Raw genomic sequence first — 21,528 nt, forward strand, 5'->3', positions numbered from 1 at the left:
TTCAGGCCCCCTCGGCGGTCAGGACGGGCGCGCCCGCCCCGGCCTCGGCGGCCAGCCGGTCGAGTTCGGCGGCGACGTCCGCGACGGTGGGCCGGCTGAGCACCTTCCCGAGGGTGATGCGCAGCCCGGTGGCCCGGCGCAGGTCCGCGACGACGCGGGCCGCAGCCAGCGAGTGCCCGCCGAGTTCGAAGAAGTCCGCGTCCGGTCCCGGGACGTCGCGCTCCAGGACGTCGGCCCAGACGGCCATCACCTCGCGCTCTCGTGCCGTGCCGGCGGCTGCTGCCGGCTGCGCTCCCTGGTCGGTGCCGGCGAGCCGGCGGGCGAGCGCGTCACGGTCGGCCTTGCCGGTGGTCAGAGTGGGGATGCGGTCCAGGACGCGGACGATGGCGGGCACCGCGGCCTCGGGCAGGAGCTTGGCGCAGTGTGCGGCGACCGCGGCGGCCAGGTCCTCGGCAGCGCCCGTGCCGGGGGCCGCGACGACCGCGAGCCCCAGGGACTGGCCGGAGGGGAGGGAGCAGCAGGCGGCGGCCACGACCTCGGGGAGTTCGGCGGCGATCCGCTCCACCTCGCCGAGCTCGATGCGGTGGCCGCGGATCTTCACCTGGTCGTCGCGGCGGCCCCGGTACTCCAGTTCGCCATTGGCCCGGCTGACGACCAGGTCGCCGGTGCGGTACATCCGCGCGCCACCGCCCTGGAAGGGGTCGGGCAGGAACCGGGTGGCGGTGAGGCCGGGCCGGTTGCGGTAGCCGCGGGCGACGGCGGGACCGCCGAGGTGGAGCTCGCCCTCGGTGCCTGCGGGCACCGGGACCAGGTCGTCGTCCAGGACGTACGCCCGGTAGCCGGGCAGCACGCGTCCGATGGCGCTCACGTCGTCACCCCTCTCGCTGTCGGCCCAGGTCGCCGCGATGGTCGTCTCCGTCGGCCCGTACACGTTCAGCAACCTGCGGCCGCGTGCGAAGCGTTCGGCGAGCGCCGCCGGGCACGCCTCGCCGGCGACGACCACGACCTCGGCCGCCGCCAGCGCGTCGCCGTGGGCGGCGAGCAGCGAGGGGGTGAGGGACGCGGTGCGCAGTCCGGCGGGGAGCGGTTCGCGCCCTTCGTCGGCGGCGCGGCGCAGCCCGTCGAGTGAGAGGTCCACCAGGGCCACGCCCTGGCCATGGACGAGGTAGAGCAGGGTGCACCAGAGCCAGCCGTCGAAGGCGGGCGAGACGGCGTTGAGGCCTAGGCCGCCGGGCGGCAGGCCGATGCCGGCGAGTGCCTCGACGAAGGTGTCCAGGCCGCGGTAGGTGACCTCGACGCCCTTGGGCCGGCCCGTGGTCCCCGAGGTGTAGATGACGTAGGCGCAGGTGCCGGGTACGGGATCGGCCACGTGGAGCGGGCCGGGCGGGGTGCCGGGCAGGCGGGTGGGGTCGAGCGTGCGGATGCCGGTGACGTCGAGCCCTTCGGGTACGCCGGCGGCGACCAGGAGGGTGACCCGGGCGTCCCGCAGCACGGACCCGAGCCGTTCGACCGGGTGGCCCGCGTCGAGCGGGACGGCGGTGGCGCCGAGGCTCCAGACGGCGAGGAGTGCGGGCACGCTCTCCCGGGAGCGGCCGAGGAGCAGCCCGACGGCGGTCTCGGGTCCGACGCCGGCGGCGGCGAGCGCCGTCGCGGTCGCCGCGGTTCGGGCGGTGAGCTGTCTGTACGTGAGGGTGCCGTCCTCGGCGCTGACGGCGTGTTCGTCCGACAGCTCCCGGGTCCAGCGCTCCAGAGCGGCGAACAGCGGTGGCGGGGCGCCGTCCGGCCGCTCGTCGGCGGGCCGGGGTCCGGGGCCGGCATGCTGGGCGGTCATCCGTCGTTCCTCTCCGGGTGCGGGGCGGTGGCCGGCGGCGCGGTGGCGCGCAGGCGCGGGCCGACCAGCCGGCCCTCGGGGCCCTGGGGCAGCTGCATCGATTTGGTCTCCAGGAACGCCTCGAGTCCGGCGGTGCCGCACTCACGGCCGATCCCGGACTGCTTGAAACCGCCGAAGGGCGCGGCGGGGTTGAACGCTCCGCCGTTGACGTCGACGAGGCCGGTGCGGAACCGCCGTGCGACGCGCTCGGCCCGGGCGTCGTCGCCCGACCAGACCGCGCCGTGGAGGCCGTACCGGGTGCCGTTGACGATCCGTACGGCCTGCTCCTCGTCGTCGTACGGGATGACGCAGAGCACCGGGCCGAAGATCTCCTCCTGGCCGAGGGTGGACAGCGGGTCGACGTCGGCGAAGATCGTGGGCCGGACGTAGTAGCCGGTGGACAGCCCGTCGGGACGGCCGGTACCGCCGCGCACCAGGCGGGCGCCGCCTTCCGACACGCCCCGCCGGATGTAGTCGTTCACCCGGGCGTGCGCGGCGGCGGACACCAGCGGACCAAGGTCGGTCGCGGGATCCCGGGGCTCGCCGGTGACGTAGCCGTCCATGGCCTGTCCGGCCAGCTCCACGGCCTCGTCCTGGCGGTCGCGGGGCACCAGCAGCCGGCTCCACTGCAGGCATGTCTGACCGGTGTTGAAGAGCACCTGGTCGACGGTGGCGCCGACCGCTGCCGCGAGGTCGGCGTCGTCCAGGACGAGGGCGGCGTTCTTGCCGCCGAGCTCCAGGTGGATCCGCTTGATGCCGTCGGCGCCCAGGGCGGACACCTGGCGCCCGGCGCGGGTGGACCCGGTCAGGGACACCACGTCGGTGAGCGGGTGGGTGACGAGCGCCGTGCCGAGGACGTCGCCGGTGCCCACGGCCATGTTGACGACGCCGGGCGGCAGGTCGGCCTCGGCGAACACCTCGGCCAGGAGCCGGGCGTGCAGGGGCGTGATCTCACTGGGCTTGTGGACGACGGTGCAGCCGGCCGCGAGCGCGGGCAGCAGCTTCTGCACGGTGAGCAGCAGCGGTGTGTTCCAGGGCGTGATGCAGGCGGCGACGCCGGCGGCCTCGCGCACGACCAGGGAGTGGCCCACCCGTTCCTCGAACCCGTAGGAGGCGGCGGTCTCCACGCAGTGCGCCGCCATACCGACGGACAGCCCGACATGGGTCTGCAGGGACATGCGCGCGGGTGCGCCGACCTCGGCGGTGATGATGCCGGCGAACCGCTCGGCGTTGCGTTCCAGGCCCTCGACCACGCGGCGCAGCAGCCCGGCCCGCTCCCGTACGGGCGTGGCGGCCCAGCCGGGGAAGGCCGCGGCTGCCGCTCGCACCGCGAGGTCGGCGTCGCGGGCGGTTCCGGCGGGCACGGTGGCCAGCGGCGTCTCGCTGCTGGGATCGGTGACGACCAGCCGGCTGTCGGCGTCGGACGGTGTCCAGCGGCCGCCGATCCACTGGTCTTCGTAGCGGGGCGGCAAGGGGGCCGCGGACGGTTCGGCCGTCGGTGCGGCGGAGCCCTGCGGCACGGTCAGCACGGTCAGCACGGTCACGGTGGAGTCCTCACTGGGTCGCTCGGTCACTGAAGGCGTGCGGGCGGTACGAGTCCTGGAGCGGATACGGCGCGGGGGTCCGACCAGGAACCGGCCATGCGGGCGGGGCCGCCGACGGCGGCGCGGGCGTCGGGCCGGGCACGGCGCGCCGCCCGCGGCCGCAGCCCGGGGCGCGTCGCGTCCGGCGCCGGTGACGGCCGCGGCGGGCGCTGCGGTCCTGCGGCCTGGGCCTGGGCCTGGGCCTGGGCCTGGGCCTGTGCCTGTGCCTGTGCCTGTGCCTGTGCCGGGAGTATCGCGGCGAGCAGCCGGTCGGTCTCCCGGGAGGGGGCGACCGCGAGGTCGTCGCGGAGCCGGCGCGCGCACAGCTCGTACCAGTTGCGCACGCAGGCGTGTTCGCCCCGCCTGCCGTGCGCCGCCATCAGCACGCGGTAGGTCTCCTCGTGGTGCCGGTCGATGCCGAGGGTGCGCCGGCAGGTATCGATGAGGTCGGGGAAGTCCTCGCGTTCGGCGGCGTCGGTCCGCAGCACGTCCAGCGCGCGAAGCGCCAGGGACCGCAGGTACTCGCGCTGTTCGACGACCCAGTCGGCGCTCTCGCCGCGCAGGAACTCGCCGCCGTACAGCGCGAGGGCGGCACGCAGTTGTTCGCGGGCGAGCCCGCGGTCTCCCGCGCCGGCCGCCCGCAGCCCGGTGTGCACCAACTCCTGGAAGCGGTCCACGTCGGACCAGAGCTCGGCGATGTCCAGGACGTAGCCGAAGTCGCGGTAGTGCAGCCGGATTCCCGAGTCTTCGGGGTTGTCGGGGCGGGCGTCGAGGACGCGGCGCAGCGCGTGTGCGGCGACCTTCAGCGAACTGCCGCCGGCCGACCGGTCGGAGCGGGGCCACAGGGCCTCGTACAGCCGGTCGCGGGTGAGTGTCTGGCCGCGGTGGATCACCAGGTACTGGAAGAGCCCGCGGGCCTTGCCGGCCCGCCAGTGCCGTACCGGGGTGCCGTTCACGGTCAGTTCGAAGTCGCCCAGGAAGCGGATCCGCACCGCCTGCCGCGCAGTTCCGGTCACCGCGGTGGTCATCGCTTCCTCCCGAGGTCGGTCGTATGCCGTTCTGCCTGCGGCGAGTGTGTTCCCGCGCTCTACAAACGCCCTATACCGGCCGGATCTCGCCTCTGTAGGTCCGTCATAGGCCGAGTGGCCAGAGTGAGGCTTCGACGGACCCGTCCGGCGCCGCAGGACGTGCCCGGGCCGTCCGCCGACGCGGCCGTCCGCTCCCCCACCGGCCTCCGCCTCTCCTTCAGCTCCTCGGCTTCCGGCCGCGAATCCCGACTGACGAAATGAGGGCTGCTCCATGACCAGCACCGACAACCGATTGAAGAAGGTCGTCATCCTGGGCGGCGGCACGGCCGGCTGGATGACTGCCGCGTATCTCGGCAAGGCTCTCCAGGGCACGGTCGACATCACTGTCCTGGAAGCGCCGGCGATCCCGCGGATCGGCGTCGGCGAGGCCACCGTGCCCAATCTGCAGCGGGCGTTCTTCGACTACCTCGGTATCGCCGAGGACGAGTGGATGCGCGAGTGCAACGCCAGCTTCAAGATGGCGGTCCGGTTCGTGAACTGGCGCACCGAGGGTCAGGGCGAGTCGAGCGCCCGGGAGCTGCCCGACGGCCGGCCCGACCACTTCTACCACCCCTTCGGACTGCTGCCCGACTACGACCAGACACCGCTGTCGCACTACTGGTTCAAGCGGAAGTACGAGGGCCGCACCACCGAGCCGTTCGACTACGCCTGCTTCCGCGAGCCCCCGGTGATGGACGCGATGAAGTCGCCGCGCTGGCTCGACGGCCGGTCCGCCACCCGCTACGCCTGGCACTTCGACGCCCAGCTCGTGGCGGACTTCCTGCGCCGCTTCGCCATCGAGAAGCAGGGCGTCCGCCACATCCAGGACGAGATGACGCAGGTACGGCAGGACGAGCACGGCTATGTCACGGCGCTGGAGACCAAGGGCGGCCGGGCCCTGGACGCCGACCTCTTCGTGGACTGCTCCGGCTTCCGCGGACTGCTGATCAACAAGGCGATGGCGGAGCCGTTCATCGACATGAGCGACCATCTGCTGTGCGACAGCGCGGTGGCCACCGCCGTACCGCACGACGACGAGGCGGGCGGTGTGGAGCCGTACACCTCGGCCATCGCGATGTCGTCGGGCTGGGCGTGGAAGATCCCGATGCTGGGCCGCTTCGGCACCGGCTACGTCTACTCCAGCAAGTTCACCGAACAGGACGAGGCCACGGCCGAGTTCGCCGCCATGTGGGGGCTGGACCCCGAGACGACCAAGTTCAACCACATCCGGTTCCGGGTCGGCCGCAACCGCCGCGCGTGGGTGAAGAACGTGGTCAGCATCGGCCTGTCGTCCTGCTTCCTGGAGCCGCTGGAGTCGACCGGGATCTACTTCATCACCGCGGCGATCTACCAGCTGGCCAAGCACTTCCCCGACAAGACGTTCAACGACGGCCTGATCGACAGCTTCAACCACGAGATCGAGGTGATGTTCGACGACACCCGCGACTTCATCCAGGCGCACTTCTTCTACGCGCCGCGCAACGACACGCCCTTCTGGCAGGCCAACAAGAAGCTGACCCTCCCCGACAACATCCAGGAGAAGATCGCCGCGTACCGGGCGGGCCTGCCCATCAACTCGCCGATCACCGACGAGTCGACGTACTACGGCAACTTCGAGGCCGAGTTCCGCAACTTCTGGACCAACGGCAGCTACTACTGCATCTTCGCGGGCATGGGCCTGGAGCCGGACGCGCCCCTGCCGGCGCTCGCGCACAAGCCCGAGTCCGTGGCGGGTGCGGAGCCCTTGTTCGAGACGGTCAAGCGCCAGCAGCAGAACCTGCTGGAGACGCTGCCCAGCGCCTACGAGTACCTGAAGCGACTGCACGCGTAGGCCCCTGGCCCGGCGAGGAGACGCGCACCGCGCGCCTCCTCCCTCCGGCCCCGGCCCGCCCGGACTCCGACACGTCCCGGGCCCGGCCGCGCTCCGGCGCAGATCCGGTGCCCTCGGGCTCCCGGCCCTGCCGCCGCTCCCACGGCCCGGCACCCGGCGCGACCCGCCGGGTGCCGGGCCGCACTGTTTCGTCACCCACAGGGAGTCAGACATGCCCAACTCCGCGCCGCACCAGGACATACCGGGTAGCGACGACCACGAGGGGACGCCCGGGGCCGAGCACTCCGCCGTCCTCCGGCAGACCGACCTCCGCCCCTTCATGGCCGCCTTCCCCTCCGGGGTCTCGGTGGTCACGACCCTCGACGACGACGCCCGGCCACGCGGCCTGACCTGCAGCTCGCTGGCGAGCGTGGCACTCGCCCCGCCCACCCTCGTGGTGTGCATCCGCACGGCGAGTCCCACCCTCGAAGCACTGCTCGACCAGGGGCAGTTCGCGCTCAACCTGCTGCACGAGCGGGCCAGGGCGACCTCGGACCTGTTCGCCTCCGGGGCCCCGGACCGCTTCGAGCGGACGGAATGGCGCCTGCCGCTGGGCGCGAGCGGCCCGCACCTGACCGCGGCCGCGCACGCAATCGCCGACTGCACGGTCGTGCAGTCGGTCGCCTTCGGCGATCACACGGCCGTCTTCGCGGAAGCGACCCGGGTGACGGTGCGCCCGGCGGCGCACCCGCTGCTGTACGGCCTGCGCCGCTACGCGGGCTGGTCCGACGCCGCGGCCGCGCCGCAGCCGGCCGAGGCGACGGCCCGGCCCGCGCCGCCCGTGCTGCCGTCCGAAGGAGCCGCCGGTGTCCGCCGCTGACCCGCTGCCCGCACTGCTCGTCGCCGTACCCGTGGTCATACTCGCCTGCCAGATGGGGGCGGCTCTCCTCAGACGTCTGGGCCAGCCGCCCGTGATCGGCGAGATCGCCATGGGCATCGTGCTCGGCCCCTCGCTGATCGGCTGGGTGTGGCCGCAGGCGCAGGCCTGGCTGTTCCCGGACGCGGTCCTGCCGTACACCTCGGTCCTGGGGCAGTTCGGCCTGCTGGCGTTCATGTTCCTCGTCGGCCTGGAACTGGACCTGGGCGCGCTGCGCGGCCATTCCCGGATCGCGGTGGCCGTCAGCCAGGCGGGCATGCTGCTGCCGCTGGGCCTGGGCGCACTGCTGGCCCTCGCCATGTACGGTCAACTAGCCCCTGATGGCGTGGGGTTGGTGCCGTTCACCCTATTCGTGGCGGTGGCCATGAGTGTCACGGCGTTCCCGGTGCTGGCCCGGATCCTGGTGGACCGGGGCCTGTACGGGACACCGCTCGGCGCGCTCGCGATGGCCTGCGCCGCGGTCGACGACGTGGCCGCGTGGTGCCTGCTGGCGCTGGTGGTGGCACTCGCCTCGGCGGGCTCGCCGCTCGACGCGCTGACGACGGCCGGGCTCGCGGTGCTCTTCGCCGGCGCCATGGTGCTGGTGGTCCGCCCGCTGCTCGCACGGTGGGCCGCGGCACGGGCGGACCGGACGAACGACGGGGTGATCCTGGTCCTGTTGTTCAGCGGGTTGAGTCTGTCCGCGCTCATGACGGATCTGATCGGGGTGCACACGCTGTTCGGGGCCTTCCTGTTCGGCGTGGTCACACCGCGCGGCCATCGCCGCGTGGAGGCGTCGGCCGCCCGGCTCCGCGCCGTGGCGGTCCCCGTCCTGCTGCCGCTGTTCTTCGTGCACACCGGCCTGCGTACGGAGATCGGGGCCCTGGCCGCCGATCCGGTGCAGTGGCTGTGGGCGGGGGCGGTGGTCGTCGTCGCGGTGCTCGGCAAATGGGGCGGTGCGGCAGGAGCGGCCCGCGTCTGCGGCCGCTCCTGGCGCGAGGCCCTGTCGATCGGCGCCCTGATGAACTGCCGGGGCCTGACGGAGCTGGTGGTCCTGAACATCGGCCTGGAACTGGGGGTCATCGGGCCGGAGCTGTTCACGATGCTGGTCCTGATGGCCCTGATCACCACGGCGGTCACGTCCCCGGCGGTCAGCCGCCTCCACCGACCCCGGCTGCCGGCTCCGACGCCGGCCCCGACGCCCGACCCGGCCCCGGCGGCGACGGCGGCGTCGCCCACCTGAGTCCGATACGGCAGGGGCGACGGCACCGTCCGCGGTGCCTCGCCCCTGCGCGGCACGCCCGGTGCCGGGGCGCGCGCAGGAGTGCCGCTCACCCCCGGCGGGCGCGCCGGACCCGCTCGACGGCCTCGTCCGGCTCGGCGCGCCGCCCGTGATCACGCCGCTCATGATGACGAGGGGCCGGGCCGCGGGAGCGAACTCGCGCGAACCGACAGCCTTACGGCGAAAGAGTGGCAGGAGGATGACACGGACGCGGTCCGTCTCCGCGCCGCCGAGGCGCTGAGAGCATGGGCCCCCGCTCGACAAGGAGGCGGGACATGACCGATTCCGGCGAACACGTGCCGACGCCCGGCGTCCGCGACGCCGCCCCGGCGCCCAGCCCGAAGGACCTGCGGGCGTCCGCGCAGGGATGGCACGGGCTGCAACTAGCCGTCCTCGGCTTCGTCGGCCTGTGCGGTGTCCTCCGGGAAGGTGGTTCGGTCCAGGCACCGCGTAGCGTCCAGATCGCCGCCGCGATCCTCGCGCTGTCGGCGCTGGCCGTCGCCTGCTGTTCGGCGTTCCTGATCGGCCGGGCCGCGTGGCCGCTGTACGGGGCACGGACCGGGTCCCACCCACCTGAGCCACGTCGAGCGAGCCGCGACCTCCGGGTCGGGATCGCGCTGACGTTCACGGCGGTCGCCTTGCTCGCCCTGTCCACGTCCGTCTCCTGGTGGCCTTCTGACGAGGGCGGCGGGGCGGCCGCGGGCGGCACGGCCCTCATCCGGGTGAGCACGTCGGCCAGCACCGTCTGCGGCTCCCTCGGGGAGGGCGACGACGGTTTCGTCACCGTGCGTGTGGATGAGCGCGTGCTGCCCCTCCCCCTGAGCGACGTGGTGGCAGTGCGGCCGGCCGCGTCCTGCGACTGACGACGCCTTTCGTGCAGGCGGCCCCGACGGGGCGGGACGGCATAATCCCCCCGCGCCCGCGCCTGGGTGTCGCGGGCGCGTCGGTGGGAGGGGGTCAGGCGGGTGTGACGTTCTCGGCCTGCGGTCCCTTGGGGCCTTGCGTGACGTCGAACTGGACTTTCTGTCCTTCCGAGAGCTCGCGGTATCCGGTGCTGGCGATGGCCGAGTAGTGGACGAACACGTCGGGGCCGCCGCCGTCCTGCTCGATGAAGCCGAAGCCCTTTTCCGGGTTGAACCACTTCACGGTGCCAGTGGCCATGGTGATCTCCTTCATGGGGGCGGGAACGCGTCCCGCGTCCTGCGGGTGCCGTGCGGTCTGCGCCGGCATTGGCGAACGCCTGGGGTGAGGTCCGCGTAAGTGATCATCACCCGCCCGCAGGAAGTGATGTGCCCTGCCCCAGTACCCGCCGCCGAACGCGCTACACGCGCGGGTTCGGCCGGACGACGGGCGCCTGTCGCCGCCATGGGAGTGGGACGCCTGCCGCCTTCGCACGGACGCCGCCGTGGTCCGGTAAGGCCGGAGACTGCCTGGGCATATAGGGTGACGGCCGCCGGACAGTTGATCGGCGAGAGGACGTACCACAGCACCAGGAAGGCCGACCGCGTGGCAGGACGCACGATGCGCGTGTGGCAGTCGCTGTTCACCACCCACCCCGCACGCACGGTGGTGATGTCCTTCGCCACGGTCGTCCTGGGTGGTACCGCCCTCCTGGTCCTGCCCCTTTCCTCCGAAGCGGGTCGGGCGACGGGTGTCGTCACGGCCTTGTTCACCGCCACGTCGGCGGTCTGCGTCACCGGACTCGCGGTCGTGGACACCGGTACGTACTGGAGCGGATTCGGTGAAGGGGTCATCCTCGCGCTGATCCAGGTCGGCGGCTTCGGCATCATGACCCTCGCCTCTCTGCTCGGCCTGCTGGTCGCGGGGAAGCTCCGCCTGCGTATGCAGCTGACCGCGCAGGCGGAGACCAAGAGCCTGGGCATCGGCGACGTACGCCGCGTCCTGCTCGGAGTCGCCGGCACCACCCTCGCCGTAGAGCTCTCCGTGGGCGCCGTCCTCGCACTGCGCTTCCGACTCGGCTACGGAAACTCGCTCGGCGACGCCGTCTACCTGGGCTTCTTCCATGCCGTGTCGGCGTTCAACAACGCCGGATTCGGGCTCCACCCCGACAACCTGACCCGCTACGCCCAGGACCCGTGGGTGACCCTCCCCATCGCTGCCGCCGTCATCCTGGGCGGCATCGGGTTCCCGGTCCTGCTGGAGCTGCTGCGGTACCGAAACCGGCGGCGCACCACCGGTCGGCGCACCTGGTCACTCCACACCAAGCTCACCGTGATCACCACCGTCATCCTGCTGTTCACCGGGACCGTGCTGACCTGCCTGCTGGAGTGGACCAACCGGTCCACGCTGGGGTCCTTCGACTGGGACGGGAAGATCCTCAACGGATTCTTCTACTCGGCGATGAGCCGGACCGCCGGCTTCAACGCACTCGACATCGGTGCCATGAACGCGTCCACCCTGCTGTTCACCTGCGCGCTGATGTTCATCGGTGGCGGCAGCGCGGGCACCGCGGGCGGCATCAAGGTCACCACGTTCGCGGTGCTCGCCGCCGCGATGGTCGCCGAGGTGCGCGGGGAACCCAGCTCCTCCGTCCTCGGCCGCCGTCTCGGTCCCCATGTGCTGCGCCAGGCCTTGACCGTGGCACTGCTGGGCGTGGGTCTGGTGATCGCCGCCACGCTGGCCCTGCTGACCGTCAGCAAGGAACCCTTCGAAGATGTGCTGTTCGAGGCCGTTTCCGCCTTCGCTACCGTGGGACTCTCCACCGGAATCACCGCGGACATCCCGGTCTCCGGACAGCTCATCTTGATCATGCTCATGTTCGTCGGCCGGCTCGGGCCGGTCACCCTGGTCTCGGCCCTCGCCCTGCGCGAACGGACCCGCCGCTACCAGCTACCGGAGGAGCGACCCGTCATTGGCTAGGTTTCTGCACTCACTGCGCCGACGCCGTCCCAAGCGCCTCGCGGCCCCGGTCGGCGATCATGGCGACCAGCGGGTCGCCGTCATCGGCCTGGGCCGGTTCGGCAGCTCCCTCGCCCACGAACTGACCCGGCGCGGCTGGGACGTCCTCGGTATCGACACCAGCGCATCGCTCGTCCAGAAGCACAGCGACGCGCTCACCCACTCCGCCGTCGCCGACTGCACCGACCCGGAGGTCCTCAACCAGCTCGGCGTGCACGAGTTCACCAGCGCGGTGGTCGGCATCGGCAACGACGTCGAGGCCAGCATCCTGGTCACGTCCAATCTGCTGGAGGCCGGAGTGCCCAACATCTGGGCGAAGGCCATCAGCCGCCAGCACGGGCAGATCCTGGAACGGCTCGGTGCGCACCACGTCATTCTCCCGGAGCACGACATGGGAGAGCGCGTCGCGCATCTGGTGACGGGACGCATGCTCGACTTCATCCAGTTCGACGACGACTACGCGCTGGTGAAGACCGTCACGCCGGACATTGTGACCGGCATGCCGCTCGGGCAGAGCGCGGTCCGCTCGAAATACGGGGTGACCGTCGTCGGCATCAAGCGGCCGGGCGAGGACTTCACCTACGCCACCGCCGAGACCGTGGTGAAGCATGGAGACGTCATCGTCGTCACCGGGAAGACCCACGCCGTGGAGGCTTTCGCCGAGCTCAGCTGAGGGCGATCCCGGCTTCGGCGAACAGCAGGCGGCGAGGTAGCCGACGGAGCCGATCGCCTCGCCCGCCGGCTGGAGGCGGCGGTGGGCCATCTGCCACTCGGGGGCGGCCGGCGGGCAGGCCCCCACCGGCCGCCCTGCTGACCGTCTCTGCTGACGGCGACGGTCCGATCGCCGACGACGCACACCGCCTCCGCGCCGCGCGGCGTGCCCGACGAGGCTGCGGCGGAACAGGCACCCCGACCCCGGGCAACGGAGAACCGCAACCTGAAGTGCTAGCGCGAATCCCGCTCCGCTGCCTCAGCGATGCGCTTGATCGTCGCCAGTCGCCGATCCCAGTCGGCCGCGAGCGCGGCCATCCACCGCGCCGTCGCGTCCAGCGCCGCACCGCGTACCGCACCTCCCGCCCGGCCCGGCGACTGGAGACCAGCCCAGCGGCGTCCAGGACGGCGAGGTGCTTGACCACCGCCTGCCGCGAGACGGGAAGTCGTTCGGCGAGCGTCGTCGCGGTGGCCTCGCCCGGCACCTTCACTCAGATGGGGCGGGAGATCGGCGACATCGAGACAGTCATGGCCGAAATCGAGCGGCGCGGCGTCGTGTTCAAGAAGGTGACGTACCTGGATCCCGAACGAGGGACGGGATCACGGAGGTCGACGGGACCTCCCCGAGCAAGGGCGCCCGGGATGAAACGCCGCCTGGTTCCGTGACAGCAAGGAGGAACTGCTGGGCATCGGCGAGCCGGTCGCCCGAGGAGCGCACCGGCGGAGGGTGCCCGTCGGCCCCGTGGCCCAGCCCTCGCGGCGCGACCCGTCCCGGGTCGTACACCGTGCCGATCCGGCCAGTCACCGGGGGGCCGTCGCCCCTCCGCGCCCCTCCGGAGCTTCACCGTGTTGGCGAGGAGGGCTTCGGTCATTGGGCCGGCGTGCCACGTACAGCTGCGTCACCGTGCCAGCGCCCAGCTCCCAGGCAAGGGCCGACCGTCCGCCGAGCCCTCCTCGCCCCGCAGCATTGCACAGTGCAAAGGAGAGTGCCAGGGTTCGATACGCCCGTTCCCGGCTACCTCGGAGTCACGGCCTTCTCGACGTCCTGGAAGGTCGCGCCGTCCACGAGGCCGGTGTCCTCCAGGACTTCCATGTGGTCCAGGACGGTCTGGTTGGCCTGGCGGGCATGACGGCGGATGAGGTCGTTCTGGGTGGCCGCCCTGACTTCGCCGATCGTGGCGAAGATCTTCCCGTGCGAGGCCCGCAGGAGGTTGGCGAAGAGGCGGTCGAACTCGGCTCCCTGGGCGTTCTCCAATTGACTGACGAAGTCCTGCTGCTCGGCGGTCGCCTGATTGGGGAGCTGGACGCCGAGGATCCGGGCGTCTTCGCGGACCAGTTGGTCGAGCTTGCTGTGACCGTCCAGCAGATGCAGTCCGGCGCGTTTGACGGCCTCGCGCGACGCATGCGTCTGGGCCAGTCGGCCTGCGGGGATCTCCCACAGACCCGCCTGCCGCACCTTCACGAGGAAGGTCTTGTCGATCTCGGTGACCGGTTGCGGACCCGAAGGGGCGGACTGCGCACCGGTCGTCGTGCCGGCTCCCGCGCCGGAGGAGTGGCCGGCACCCGCCCCGGTGGAGTGTCCGTAGCCGTTCTGTGCCGCGACTCCCGCCGGCGACTGCGTGGCCGCTGCCTCACCGCCGCTGCCCCGTACGACGATGAAAACGGTCGCGACGGCGGCGCATACGGCGGCGATCACCGCGATGGCCCGCATCGAGATCCTTGGTTGTACTGCGCGTCGAGTCGGACGCATGGTTCCTCCCGGTTCGGCGTGAGCTGGTCGTTCATGTCATCGGGAGCTGTTGCGGCGGCTGGCACGGCACGCAGCCAGATGTACGGACGCGGGCGCCGGGGCGTTCAGCGGTCGACAAGGCCACTGACCCGGACCTGGTTCAGCACGCGGACGGCCCCACCACGAGGACACGGCCATGCTGTCGCTGCACTACCACGGGAGCTGAAAAGGCTCTTCCCGGGGGCGGCGGGACGGCGAGTCGGCGAGGCACGATAAAAAGGACGGCATGGCCGACGAGGTGCAGTCCCCCCAGCGCGTCGACGATGTCGACGCGGTGACCCGTGCGGTGCTCACTGCCTCGCGACTGCTGGTCGCGGTCTCCGCGCGCTCCCTCGCCGCGGTCGAGGACAGAGTGACACTGGCGCAGTTCCGGCTGCTCGTCGTGCTGTCCACTCACGGCCCGGCCAAGCTCGTCGTGCTCGCGGACCGGCTCGGCGTCAATCCTTCCACGGCCATGCGCATGGTCGACCGGCTGATCGCGGCCGGTCTCGCGGACCGCCAGACCAACCCCGAGAACCGGCGCGAAACCGTACTGCGGCTCACGCGCGAAGGCTGCGCGCTCGTCGAGGACGTCATGGGGAGGCGCCGACAGGAGATCGCAACGATCGTGGAGCGCCTGTCTCTCGATCAACGCTCCGCTCTCATAGACGCCTTGACCGCTTTCACCGAGGCAGGTGACGAGCCCGGCGGGACGGCGGGACACAACGTTTTGTCTCCACTGGGCTGGGCGGACGCGCCCCTGCACCAGGGCTGATGAGTCGGCTCCCGCCTCGGCAACGCCGTGACGCAGCCCGCGGCCCGGCAAACCGCGCCGAGCCGGTCGCCCTGGACGCGTCGCGGCTGCCGTGAATATCCGGTGGCGGGCCCGGCCGTCGGTGGCGAGCATCACGGGATGCATGTCTTCCTGACGACCGAACGGCTCGTGCTGCGCTCGTTCACCGACGCCGACACCGACAACCTCTTCGCGCTGCACAACGATCCCGACGTCATGCGCTTCATCAACGGCGGCCGGCCGGCCGGCCGCGAGGCGATCCGGGAGCGGACTCTGCCACGGCTCCTCCACGACTGTCCGTGCTTCGGGACCCGAAGCTACTGGGCGGCTGAGGAGAAGACCACCGGGACGTTCCTGGGCTGGTTCGAGTTCCGTCCCGTCGACGACCACAACCCTTCCGTGGTCGAGCTCGGCTACCGGCTCAACAAGGCCGCCTGGGGCAAGGGCTGTGCCACGGAGGGTTCGCGGGCCCTGATCGACAAAGGGTTCACCGACCTCGCGGTGGAGCGGGTCACCGCGAACACCATGACGGTGAACGCCCGTTCCCGGCGGGTGATGGAGAAGGCGGGCCTGTCGTTCCTCCGGACATTCACCGGGGACTGGCCGGAAGCGATCGCGGGATCGGAACACGGCGAGGTCGAATACGAACTCACCCGGGCCGACTGGCAGCGGCGCCGGTAGCGCTTTCCGTCTTGGACGAGGTTTCATTTGGTGGCTGCCTGGCCCCTTCGATGCTCGCACTGCTGCTGGTACCGCAGCCCAGACGGCCCGGCCGGGGTGTCCGCGGCCGTCGCGGCGCAGCTCGTACCGCCATACCTCGTCGAGGTCGTACTCGTGTTGGGGTGCCGGGCGGCGCCGGGGGAAGGCGGCGTGCCCCTTCCACCCACCGCTCGTCGTCGTGGCGGGCGAGCCCGTACACGGCGGCACTCGGACCTGGCGGATCTCGTCGTCCAGCAGAGCGGCCATGGCGTCGGCGAGGGCGGGATCGCGGTCCTTGCCGTCGCCGACCGTGCGGCAGGCCCGCTGCCGTACCTCTGCGTCCGGGTCGTTCATCAGGTCCAGCAGCGCCTTCCGGGACGGCTGGTGAGAAGGCCCGTGACCACGGGTGGAAGCCGGAGGCCACCGCGCGCCGTACCCGGACGTCCGTATGGTCGGCGTGTGGCAGGAGGGCTGTGTCGGCGCGGGTCGTCGTGGTCGGAGAGGCCGACCAGCACCTCGGTGTCGATGCCGAGGGGGTCGGCTGCCTCGCGGAGGGCGGCGGGCGGCGAGTTCGTCGCGCTGGTCGCACAGGGTGAGTCGGCGGTCGCGGCCGCCTCGGCCTGTGCCGAGGCGGCCACCGCGTCGTCCGGGCCGCCGGCACGCGGCCGGGGCGGCTCGCCCCGGCCGCAGAGCACGCCGCTCGTCGCGTTTGTCACCGGCCTTGGCCACGTGGACGCTGCGACGAGCAGCATGAGGGACTGGACAGGATCTAGTACGAGGCGGTCACCGTCACGCCGCTGAAGGCCGTGGCCCCGTGCAGGCCGATGTAGCGGTAGCCGGCCGTGGTGTTGGTGACCCTCAGGCGTTCGGTGGAGGCGGTGCCGGTGGAGCGCGCGCTGTAGGCGTTGGGCGACGCCCAGGTGTCGGCGTTGTAGTACAGGTCGGCGTTGCCCGTGCCGCCCGAGGTGCTGACCGTCAGGGTGCTGCTCCCGGCCGGCAGCCACAGGTAGAGGTGGTCCGTGCCGGCTGCCGCGGCCGAACGGCCGGTGCGTGAGCAGTTCCTGTCCAGCATCCGGGTGTCGGCGCCGGTGCACTGGGGCGCGGACGGGCCGCCCTGGCAGGCGCCGGCGGCGCAGGCCGTGAGCCAGACGTCGAAGTCCGCGTCGTAGCGGGTGCCGATGCCCTCGGCGTACAGGGCGTAGGCGCCGTTGTAGTCGCCGGTACGGAACTTGGCCAGGATGTTCAGCACGTCGGGGCGGTGCTTCTCCAGCATGTAGCGGACCGCCAGGTACCCCCACTGGTAGGTCCTGGCCAGGTTGCTGTTCTCGTAGGTGGTCTGGAAGAGGGTGCTCAGGTCGTAGGTGTGCTTGCCGGCTTCGTTGATCGCGGCGGTGTAGTCGATGCCGCGGTAGCCGTAGGAGACGTATTCGGCGAAGCCCTCGATCCACCAGACGGTGGGCACCGAGATGGAGTCGGTGAAGTCGCCGTGGGTGTTGTAGCGGCCGTCGAGGTAGTGGGTGTACTCGTGGTTGAGGTTCCAGACCTGGCCGTCCTGTTCGTAGGCGACGAAGACCGCCTGGTTGCCGGGACGGGAGGGGTCGCCCTCGAGGTACATGCCGCCGTTGTCGGTGTCGATGCCGAACATGATTCCCGCGTACATCTGGTAGTCCGCACGGCTGTTGTAGGCGACGACGTGGATGGTGGTGTTGTGGTCGTCGGCCACGGGACCGCTGTCGGCGACGATGCCGTGGAAGTAGGCGTCCTGGTTCTGCAGACTGCGGCATGACGCGGACAGCTGGGCGGCGGTCAGCTCCTGGGCGCGGATGGTGTGGGCCGCGTCGCACGCGTGGGTGATGGGCAGGGCGATCTTGTCGAGCTCGCCCCTGAAGCCGCAGATGTCGTAGTACGCACACTCGGCGGCGTCGTAGTAGTCGGCCAGGTTTGCCGTGGCCAGCCACAGCCGGGCAGTCGGGCCGGTCATCGCGGTGGCATCGAGCACCTCTTTGACCAGCGGACGGACCGTGCCCTTGAGCGGGGCGTCCTTGAGGAAACGGGCGAGCTCGGCTCCGGCGTTGCTCGTCAGGTACGACCGGTCGGTACCGAGCAGGTCCAGGTGGGCGAGGGCGAACCGGTTCAGGGTCCGCAGAATGCTCGGATCGCGGACGACCGCCGTGACGAACTCGGGGAACTGATGTCCGCGGAACAGCGGGGTGTACACCGCGTTGGCGGCCGAGACCATGCTCCTGGAGGCGTCCCAGCTGCTGTTGTATCCGTTCAGGACGCGCTGGAGTGGCCCGAGGTAGCGGCCCGCCTCGGTGGCACTGTCGATCAGGATGATCGACTCGCTGAGCGTACGGCCGTGTTCCTCGGTGACGTCCAGGTAGTGGCTGTTTCCGGTGAAGGCGTCGAGGCCGCCGCGTATCGCGGTCCTGAGCGGCGCTCCGTAGTCGCCGACCTCGTCGGGATGGTTGTACTGGACGTAGTAGCCGGCCCGGAGGAAGAGGACCAGCTGGTAGGTGCCGTCCGCGTTGGTTCCGGCGTAGGTGAGCGCGGAGGTGCGGAAGGCGTCGGCGACGGTGACCATCTTCGCCTCGCGGAACACGCCGTGCGCGTCGGCGGCGGCGACGCTGAACAGGCTGTTCAGGCAGGCGTCGGTCGAGGACTTGACGAGCGTCACGAGCTGCGCGCCGTCACGGGAGGCGAAGTCGGCGGGCGAGCACTCGGCGACGGTCCCGGGGGCTGGGGCCGTGCGGGAGGCCGGGGCGGGGCCGTTCCCGGTTCCCGGGCCGGAGAGCGGGGGAAGTTCGCCCGGGGTCATGGGCCTGAGCTGGCGGTCCGTCGGCCCGTTTCCGGTCCCGGTCGATGCCTGGCCGGCGCCGGCGGCGGGTGTGCGGGAGGCGGCCGGTTCTGGAGCGGGCCGGCCGGCGGCCCCGGACGCGGAACCGGCGAGGGTTGCGATGATGGCCAGCGCCGCGGCAGATGCACATATTCCGGACGCCATGCGGCGCAAGGAGGACCTTCTTCTTTGCATCGACACTCCTGGTGGGGGGTTTGCGCCGGCCGGGCGGCTCCGCCCCGCCGCCCCGCTCGGGGCGAAGGCGCACAGGGAGATTTCCACGACTGCCCAGCGGGAACAATGAGTTGAGGGATACGAGACCGTCCGGCCCCGGCATAACACCCCGGGCCACCGACTGCTGCCGTGCCGTACCGGACGCGCGGCGTGCCACGCATAATTGGGCCAGTCGTTTCCGTCACCGGCCGGCGAGGTGTGTCCGATGGAGCTGGAGCTGCGCCATCTACGGGCCCTGTGCGCCATCGCGGACGCCGGGAGCGTGGGGCGGGCCGCCACCGCGCTGGGTTTCACCCAGCCTGCGATGAGCACGCAGCTCAGGCGCATCGAAAGTGCGCTGGGCGAGCGGCTGTTCACCAGGGGCAGTACGGGAGTGGAGCTCACCGCGTACGGTGTCGAGGTGATCAGCCGGGCCCGTGACGTCCTCGCCCGCGCGGACGCCCTCGGCCGTCGGCGGACCGTCACCCCGGGCGCCACCCGCACGCTGCGGCTCGGCGCCACGAACACCCCGGTCCTGCCCAGCCTCGTGGCCGCGATGCGCACGGCATTCCCTGACCTGGCGATGTCGATGAGCAGTGTGTACGCCACCGGGGAACTGGTCAGGCTGATGGAGAACGGCGAGCTGGACGCCGCGCTGGGCGTCGACTACCCGGGGCTGGAACTGCGCCACTCCCCCGCCCTTGCGCACCGCGCCATCGTCACCGCGCCGGTGTTCGTGGCGCTGCCCGCCGATCACCCGCTGGCACACCGGGTGGAGGTGCCGCTCGAGGAGCTGGCTCAGGACACCTGGTTCGTGACACCCGACGACGGGGTGGGCTGGCCGGGTGCCTTCTACGACGCGTGCCGGGCGGCCGGATTCGCCCCGGCGGCCGTGCACGAGTTCAGCCCGCTCGACCAGTTGCAGGTACTGATCGCCGGCGGACACGGCGTCTCCGCGATCCAGGCCACCCACAAGCCCTTCGACGGTGTGCTGATCAAACCGCTGGCCGGTACGCCGCTGTGGCTGAGACACCTGATGATCTGGCGGTGCGACAGTGTCGACGACGTGACGGCGGAGGCGCTCCACCACTACGCGGCCGCCGCGTACCGGGAACTCATCACCCAGGCCCCGCACTTCCAGGCCTGGGCGAACCGGACCTACGCCGCCCCTCGCCCGACGGGGCGGGCCGGCACCAGGGTCAGGTGACGGGGCCGGACGGGGGCGGTGTCCGCTTCTCGTGTCCGCGGGCTCCGCAGCGTCACAGATACAGCCGGGACGAGTGGTCCACCAGTTGACGCAGTGCCGTGACGTACGCTTCGTCACCGCCCAGGTCCGCGAGGAGGCGGTGTGCCTCCTCGCGGAACGCGGTGAGATCCCGGTGGTACCGGTGCTGGTTGGCGGGTGCGAGGAGCAGGTCGGTGAGCGCGGTCCTGGCGGGGGCGGATTCCCGGGCGGCGGCGTGCAGGTCCGTGAGGCGCTCTGCGGTCCCGGGCGCACCCTCCTCCAGGGCGCACGCGAGGAGGTACGTCACCGTGCCGTTCAGCAGGTCCTCGTTGCGACCGGAGAGGATGTCCTCCTGATCGTTGAACAGCTGCCACAGAATGCCGAAGACGTGGCCGAACTCGCGCCAAAGCCCTATCTTTTCCGGCGTCGCTCCGGCGAGGATCGCAGCCATGGCGGTGATCATGCCGAAGGGCGCGCCCGACTTGCCCCGGTACACCTCGGCGACCGATTTCCGCGTGGCGCCGGAGAGGTCGCCGCGTATGTCGACGAGTTGGCCTTCGGCAGCGACGGCTCCGCAGGTCAGGGCCTCTGTCGTCAGCGCGCCGCGGACCTCTTCCGATGTCTGCAGGGCCCGGAGTATCTGCAGGGGCAGCACATGCCCGGCGACGACAGAGGCGAGCAGGGCTTCGTGAGGGCCGAGTTCGTCGCCGACAGGCGTCGAGCCGTTCCCGTCGGACAGATCGTCGAAGTAGCACGCCGAAGTCCACCACAGCACATGCACAGCCGCTATCGGGACGGCCGGTTCCGGGCTGCCGGTCTCGGCGCCGTGCACCAGCAGGGGCAGCACCGAGAGCGGGTGCTTCAGCTGCTGGTGCCGTAAGAGGCCGGCGACGGCGTTCTTCGTCCCGCTCGATGTCGAGCCGAGCCTTTCCAGTGCGCCGGCTGTCTCCGCGTCGATGTCCGCCGCGAATTTGTGGTGCAGGTCCTGGTACGACAGGGAGTTCACTGAACACGTCCTCTCGGGTGGTCGTGGGTCATGAGTAATTACCTCACGACAGCGAGGACGGGCACCGGGGCGGGACGGGTCTCTGAGTTCCCCCGGCGGGCGTGAGCCGGCGCCGCGCGCCTGCCCGCCTGACCGCCTGCCCGCCTGCCCGCCTGCCCGCCTGCCCGCCTGCCCGCCTGCCCGCCTGCCTGCCTGCCAGGATCGGGCCTGCCGGGAACCGGCAGGCCCGTGCCAAGGACCGGAGATGGGTGGCGGCACCCATGAACCCTCGGCCCATCCCCGGGAGTCATGCCCGGCCGGCGTCGTGTGACAGTCCAGGGTGGCCCAAGGCCCTCCTGCTACGGCGTGGCCACCATGGGGTGATCGGCGGTGAGGACATGGAGCTGAGCTCCGCGTGACGGCACAGGGCCCGGCACCTCCGCGGTACGCCGTCGAAGCCTGGGAGGTGGTCGTTCCGGAGATCCAGGACAAGCGACCCGAGGCGGAGCGGGCTCGATGACCGCCGTCGTCATCGGCGAGGTGTTCTTCCACCTCGTCCGGCGGGAGACACCCGCATCGGCCGCTTGCCGCGGCGGGGGGGGGGGGGGGGGGGGGCGGGGGCGGGGGCGCGGGGGGGGGGGGGGCGGGGGGGGGGGGGGGGGGGGGGGGGGGGGGGGGGGGGCCGGGGGGGGGGGGGGGGGGGGGGGGGGGCGGGCCCCCCCGGGGGGGGGGGGGGGGGGGGGGGGGGCCCCCCCCCCCCCCATGCCATGGCCGGTCCAGCGCGGCCTGGGCGCTGGCGGGGTCCAGGGGCTGGCCCCTGGGACGTACGGTCCGCAGGTGTCCACGGACGA

At 71.8% G+C, this 21,528-nt stretch carries 16 protein-coding genes and 1 pseudogene; 9 read left to right on the forward strand and 8 right to left on the reverse strand.

What is annotated here, in order from left to right:
- Position 1 precedes the first annotated feature (1 nt).
- From ACH5AF_RS21585 to ACH5AF_RS21595, 3 genes are all read right to left on the reverse strand, one after another.
- Positions 2–1,831, reverse strand: a complete 1,830-nt coding sequence (locus tag ACH5AF_RS21585; protein WP_398903250.1) for a non-ribosomal peptide synthetase — start codon at positions 1,829–1,831, stop codon at positions 2–4.
- Positions 1,828–3,342: an aldehyde dehydrogenase family protein gene (locus ACH5AF_RS21590; protein WP_398903288.1), complete on the reverse strand. Its 1,515-nt coding sequence runs from the start codon at positions 3,340–3,342 to the stop codon at positions 1,828–1,830. Before ACH5AF_RS21590 ends, ACH5AF_RS21585 begins: the two co-directional genes overlap by 4 nt.
- A 98-nt stretch (positions 3,343–3,440) precedes the next feature.
- Positions 3,441–4,481, reverse strand: a complete 1,041-nt coding sequence (locus ACH5AF_RS21595) for a BTAD domain-containing putative transcriptional regulator (RefSeq protein ID WP_398903251.1) — start codon at positions 4,479–4,481, stop codon at positions 3,441–3,443.
- Positions 4,482–4,752: 271 nt separating this feature from the next.
- Here ACH5AF_RS21595 and ACH5AF_RS21600 point away from each other — a divergent pair, with 271 nt between their 5' ends.
- The 4 genes from ACH5AF_RS21600 (at position 4,753) to ACH5AF_RS21615 (ending at position 9,391) form a co-directional block, all read left to right on the forward strand.
- The gene (locus ACH5AF_RS21600; RefSeq protein ID WP_398903253.1) at positions 4,753–6,351 is read left to right on the forward strand and encodes a tryptophan halogenase family protein; all 1,599 of its coding nucleotides are present in this window, start codon (positions 4,753–4,755) and stop codon (positions 6,349–6,351) included.
- 211 nt (positions 6,352–6,562) lie between these two features.
- Positions 6,563–7,210 (forward strand): flavin reductase family protein, encoded by a 648-nt coding sequence (locus tag ACH5AF_RS21605; RefSeq protein WP_398903256.1) that lies wholly within the window; start codon positions 6,563–6,565, stop codon positions 7,208–7,210.
- A complete protein-coding gene (locus tag ACH5AF_RS21610; RefSeq protein WP_398903258.1) occupies positions 7,197–8,489 on the forward strand; it encodes a cation:proton antiporter in 1,293 nt (430 codons plus the stop codon). The genes ACH5AF_RS21605 and ACH5AF_RS21610 overlap by 14 nt, the downstream gene beginning before the upstream one ends.
- A gap of 314 nt (positions 8,490–8,803) precedes the next feature.
- A complete protein-coding gene (locus ACH5AF_RS21615; protein ID WP_398903259.1) occupies positions 8,804–9,391 on the forward strand; it encodes a hypothetical protein in 588 nt (195 codons plus the stop codon).
- A 94-nt stretch (positions 9,392–9,485) separates the two neighbouring features.
- Here the strand turns inward: ACH5AF_RS21615 and ACH5AF_RS21620 are convergent, their stop codons facing one another.
- On the reverse strand, positions 9,486–9,689 hold the full coding sequence (locus ACH5AF_RS21620) for a cold-shock protein (RefSeq protein ID WP_215187024.1): 204 nt from the start codon (positions 9,687–9,689) through the stop codon (positions 9,486–9,488).
- Between the two features lie 345 nt (positions 9,690–10,034).
- On the opposite strand from ACH5AF_RS21620, the gene ACH5AF_RS21625 reads away from it, so the two are divergent.
- Positions 10,035–11,408, forward strand: a complete 1,374-nt coding sequence (locus ACH5AF_RS21625; protein WP_398903261.1) for a TrkH family potassium uptake protein — start codon at positions 10,035–10,037, stop codon at positions 11,406–11,408.
- Positions 11,401–12,120, forward strand: a complete 720-nt coding sequence (locus ACH5AF_RS21630; RefSeq protein ID WP_398903263.1) for a potassium channel family protein — start codon at positions 11,401–11,403, stop codon at positions 12,118–12,120. Before ACH5AF_RS21625 ends, ACH5AF_RS21630 begins: the two co-directional genes overlap by 8 nt.
- A gap of 272 nt (positions 12,121–12,392) precedes the next feature.
- Here the strand turns inward: ACH5AF_RS21630 and ACH5AF_RS21635 are convergent.
- A pseudogene (locus ACH5AF_RS21635) lies at positions 12,393–12,637 on the reverse strand (ArsR/SmtB family transcription factor); the annotation flags it as partial.
- Between the two features lie 536 nt (positions 12,638–13,173).
- Positions 13,174–13,869, reverse strand: coding sequence for a DUF4142 domain-containing protein (locus ACH5AF_RS21640; protein ID WP_398903264.1), 696 nt, complete (start codon positions 13,867–13,869; stop codon positions 13,174–13,176).
- A 304-nt stretch (positions 13,870–14,173) separates the two neighbouring features.
- Here ACH5AF_RS21640 and ACH5AF_RS21645 point away from each other — a divergent pair, with 304 nt between their 5' ends.
- Both ACH5AF_RS21645 and ACH5AF_RS21650 read left to right on the forward strand, forming a co-directional pair.
- Positions 14,174–14,701, forward strand: coding sequence for a MarR family winged helix-turn-helix transcriptional regulator (locus ACH5AF_RS21645; RefSeq protein WP_398903266.1), 528 nt, complete (start codon positions 14,174–14,176; stop codon positions 14,699–14,701).
- A 138-nt stretch (positions 14,702–14,839) separates the two neighbouring features.
- A complete protein-coding gene (locus ACH5AF_RS21650; protein ID WP_398903268.1) occupies positions 14,840–15,400 on the forward strand; it encodes a GNAT family N-acetyltransferase in 561 nt (186 codons plus the stop codon).
- Between the two features lie 787 nt (positions 15,401–16,187).
- Here the strand turns inward: ACH5AF_RS21650 and ACH5AF_RS21655 are convergent.
- Positions 16,188–18,236 (reverse strand): M9 family metallopeptidase, encoded by a 2,049-nt coding sequence (locus ACH5AF_RS21655; protein WP_398903270.1) that lies wholly within the window; start codon positions 18,234–18,236, stop codon positions 16,188–16,190.
- Between the two features lie 457 nt (positions 18,237–18,693).
- Between ACH5AF_RS21655 and ACH5AF_RS21660 the strand changes: the two genes are divergently transcribed.
- A complete protein-coding gene (locus ACH5AF_RS21660) occupies positions 18,694–19,674 on the forward strand; it encodes a LysR family transcriptional regulator (protein ID WP_398903272.1) in 981 nt (326 codons plus the stop codon).
- Positions 19,675–19,726: 52 nt separating this feature from the next.
- Here ACH5AF_RS21660 and ACH5AF_RS21665 read toward each other — a convergent pair whose 3' ends face one another.
- The gene (locus ACH5AF_RS21665; RefSeq protein WP_398903274.1) at positions 19,727–20,698 is read right to left on the reverse strand and encodes a polyprenyl synthetase family protein; all 972 of its coding nucleotides are present in this window, start codon (positions 20,696–20,698) and stop codon (positions 19,727–19,729) included.
- Positions 20,699–21,528: the final 830 nt, after the last annotated feature.

Origin of the sequence: Streptomyces sp. NPDC018833 (assembly GCF_044390825.1) — a bacterium.
GTDB lineage: Bacteria > Actinomycetota > Actinomycetes > Streptomycetales > Streptomycetaceae > Streptomyces.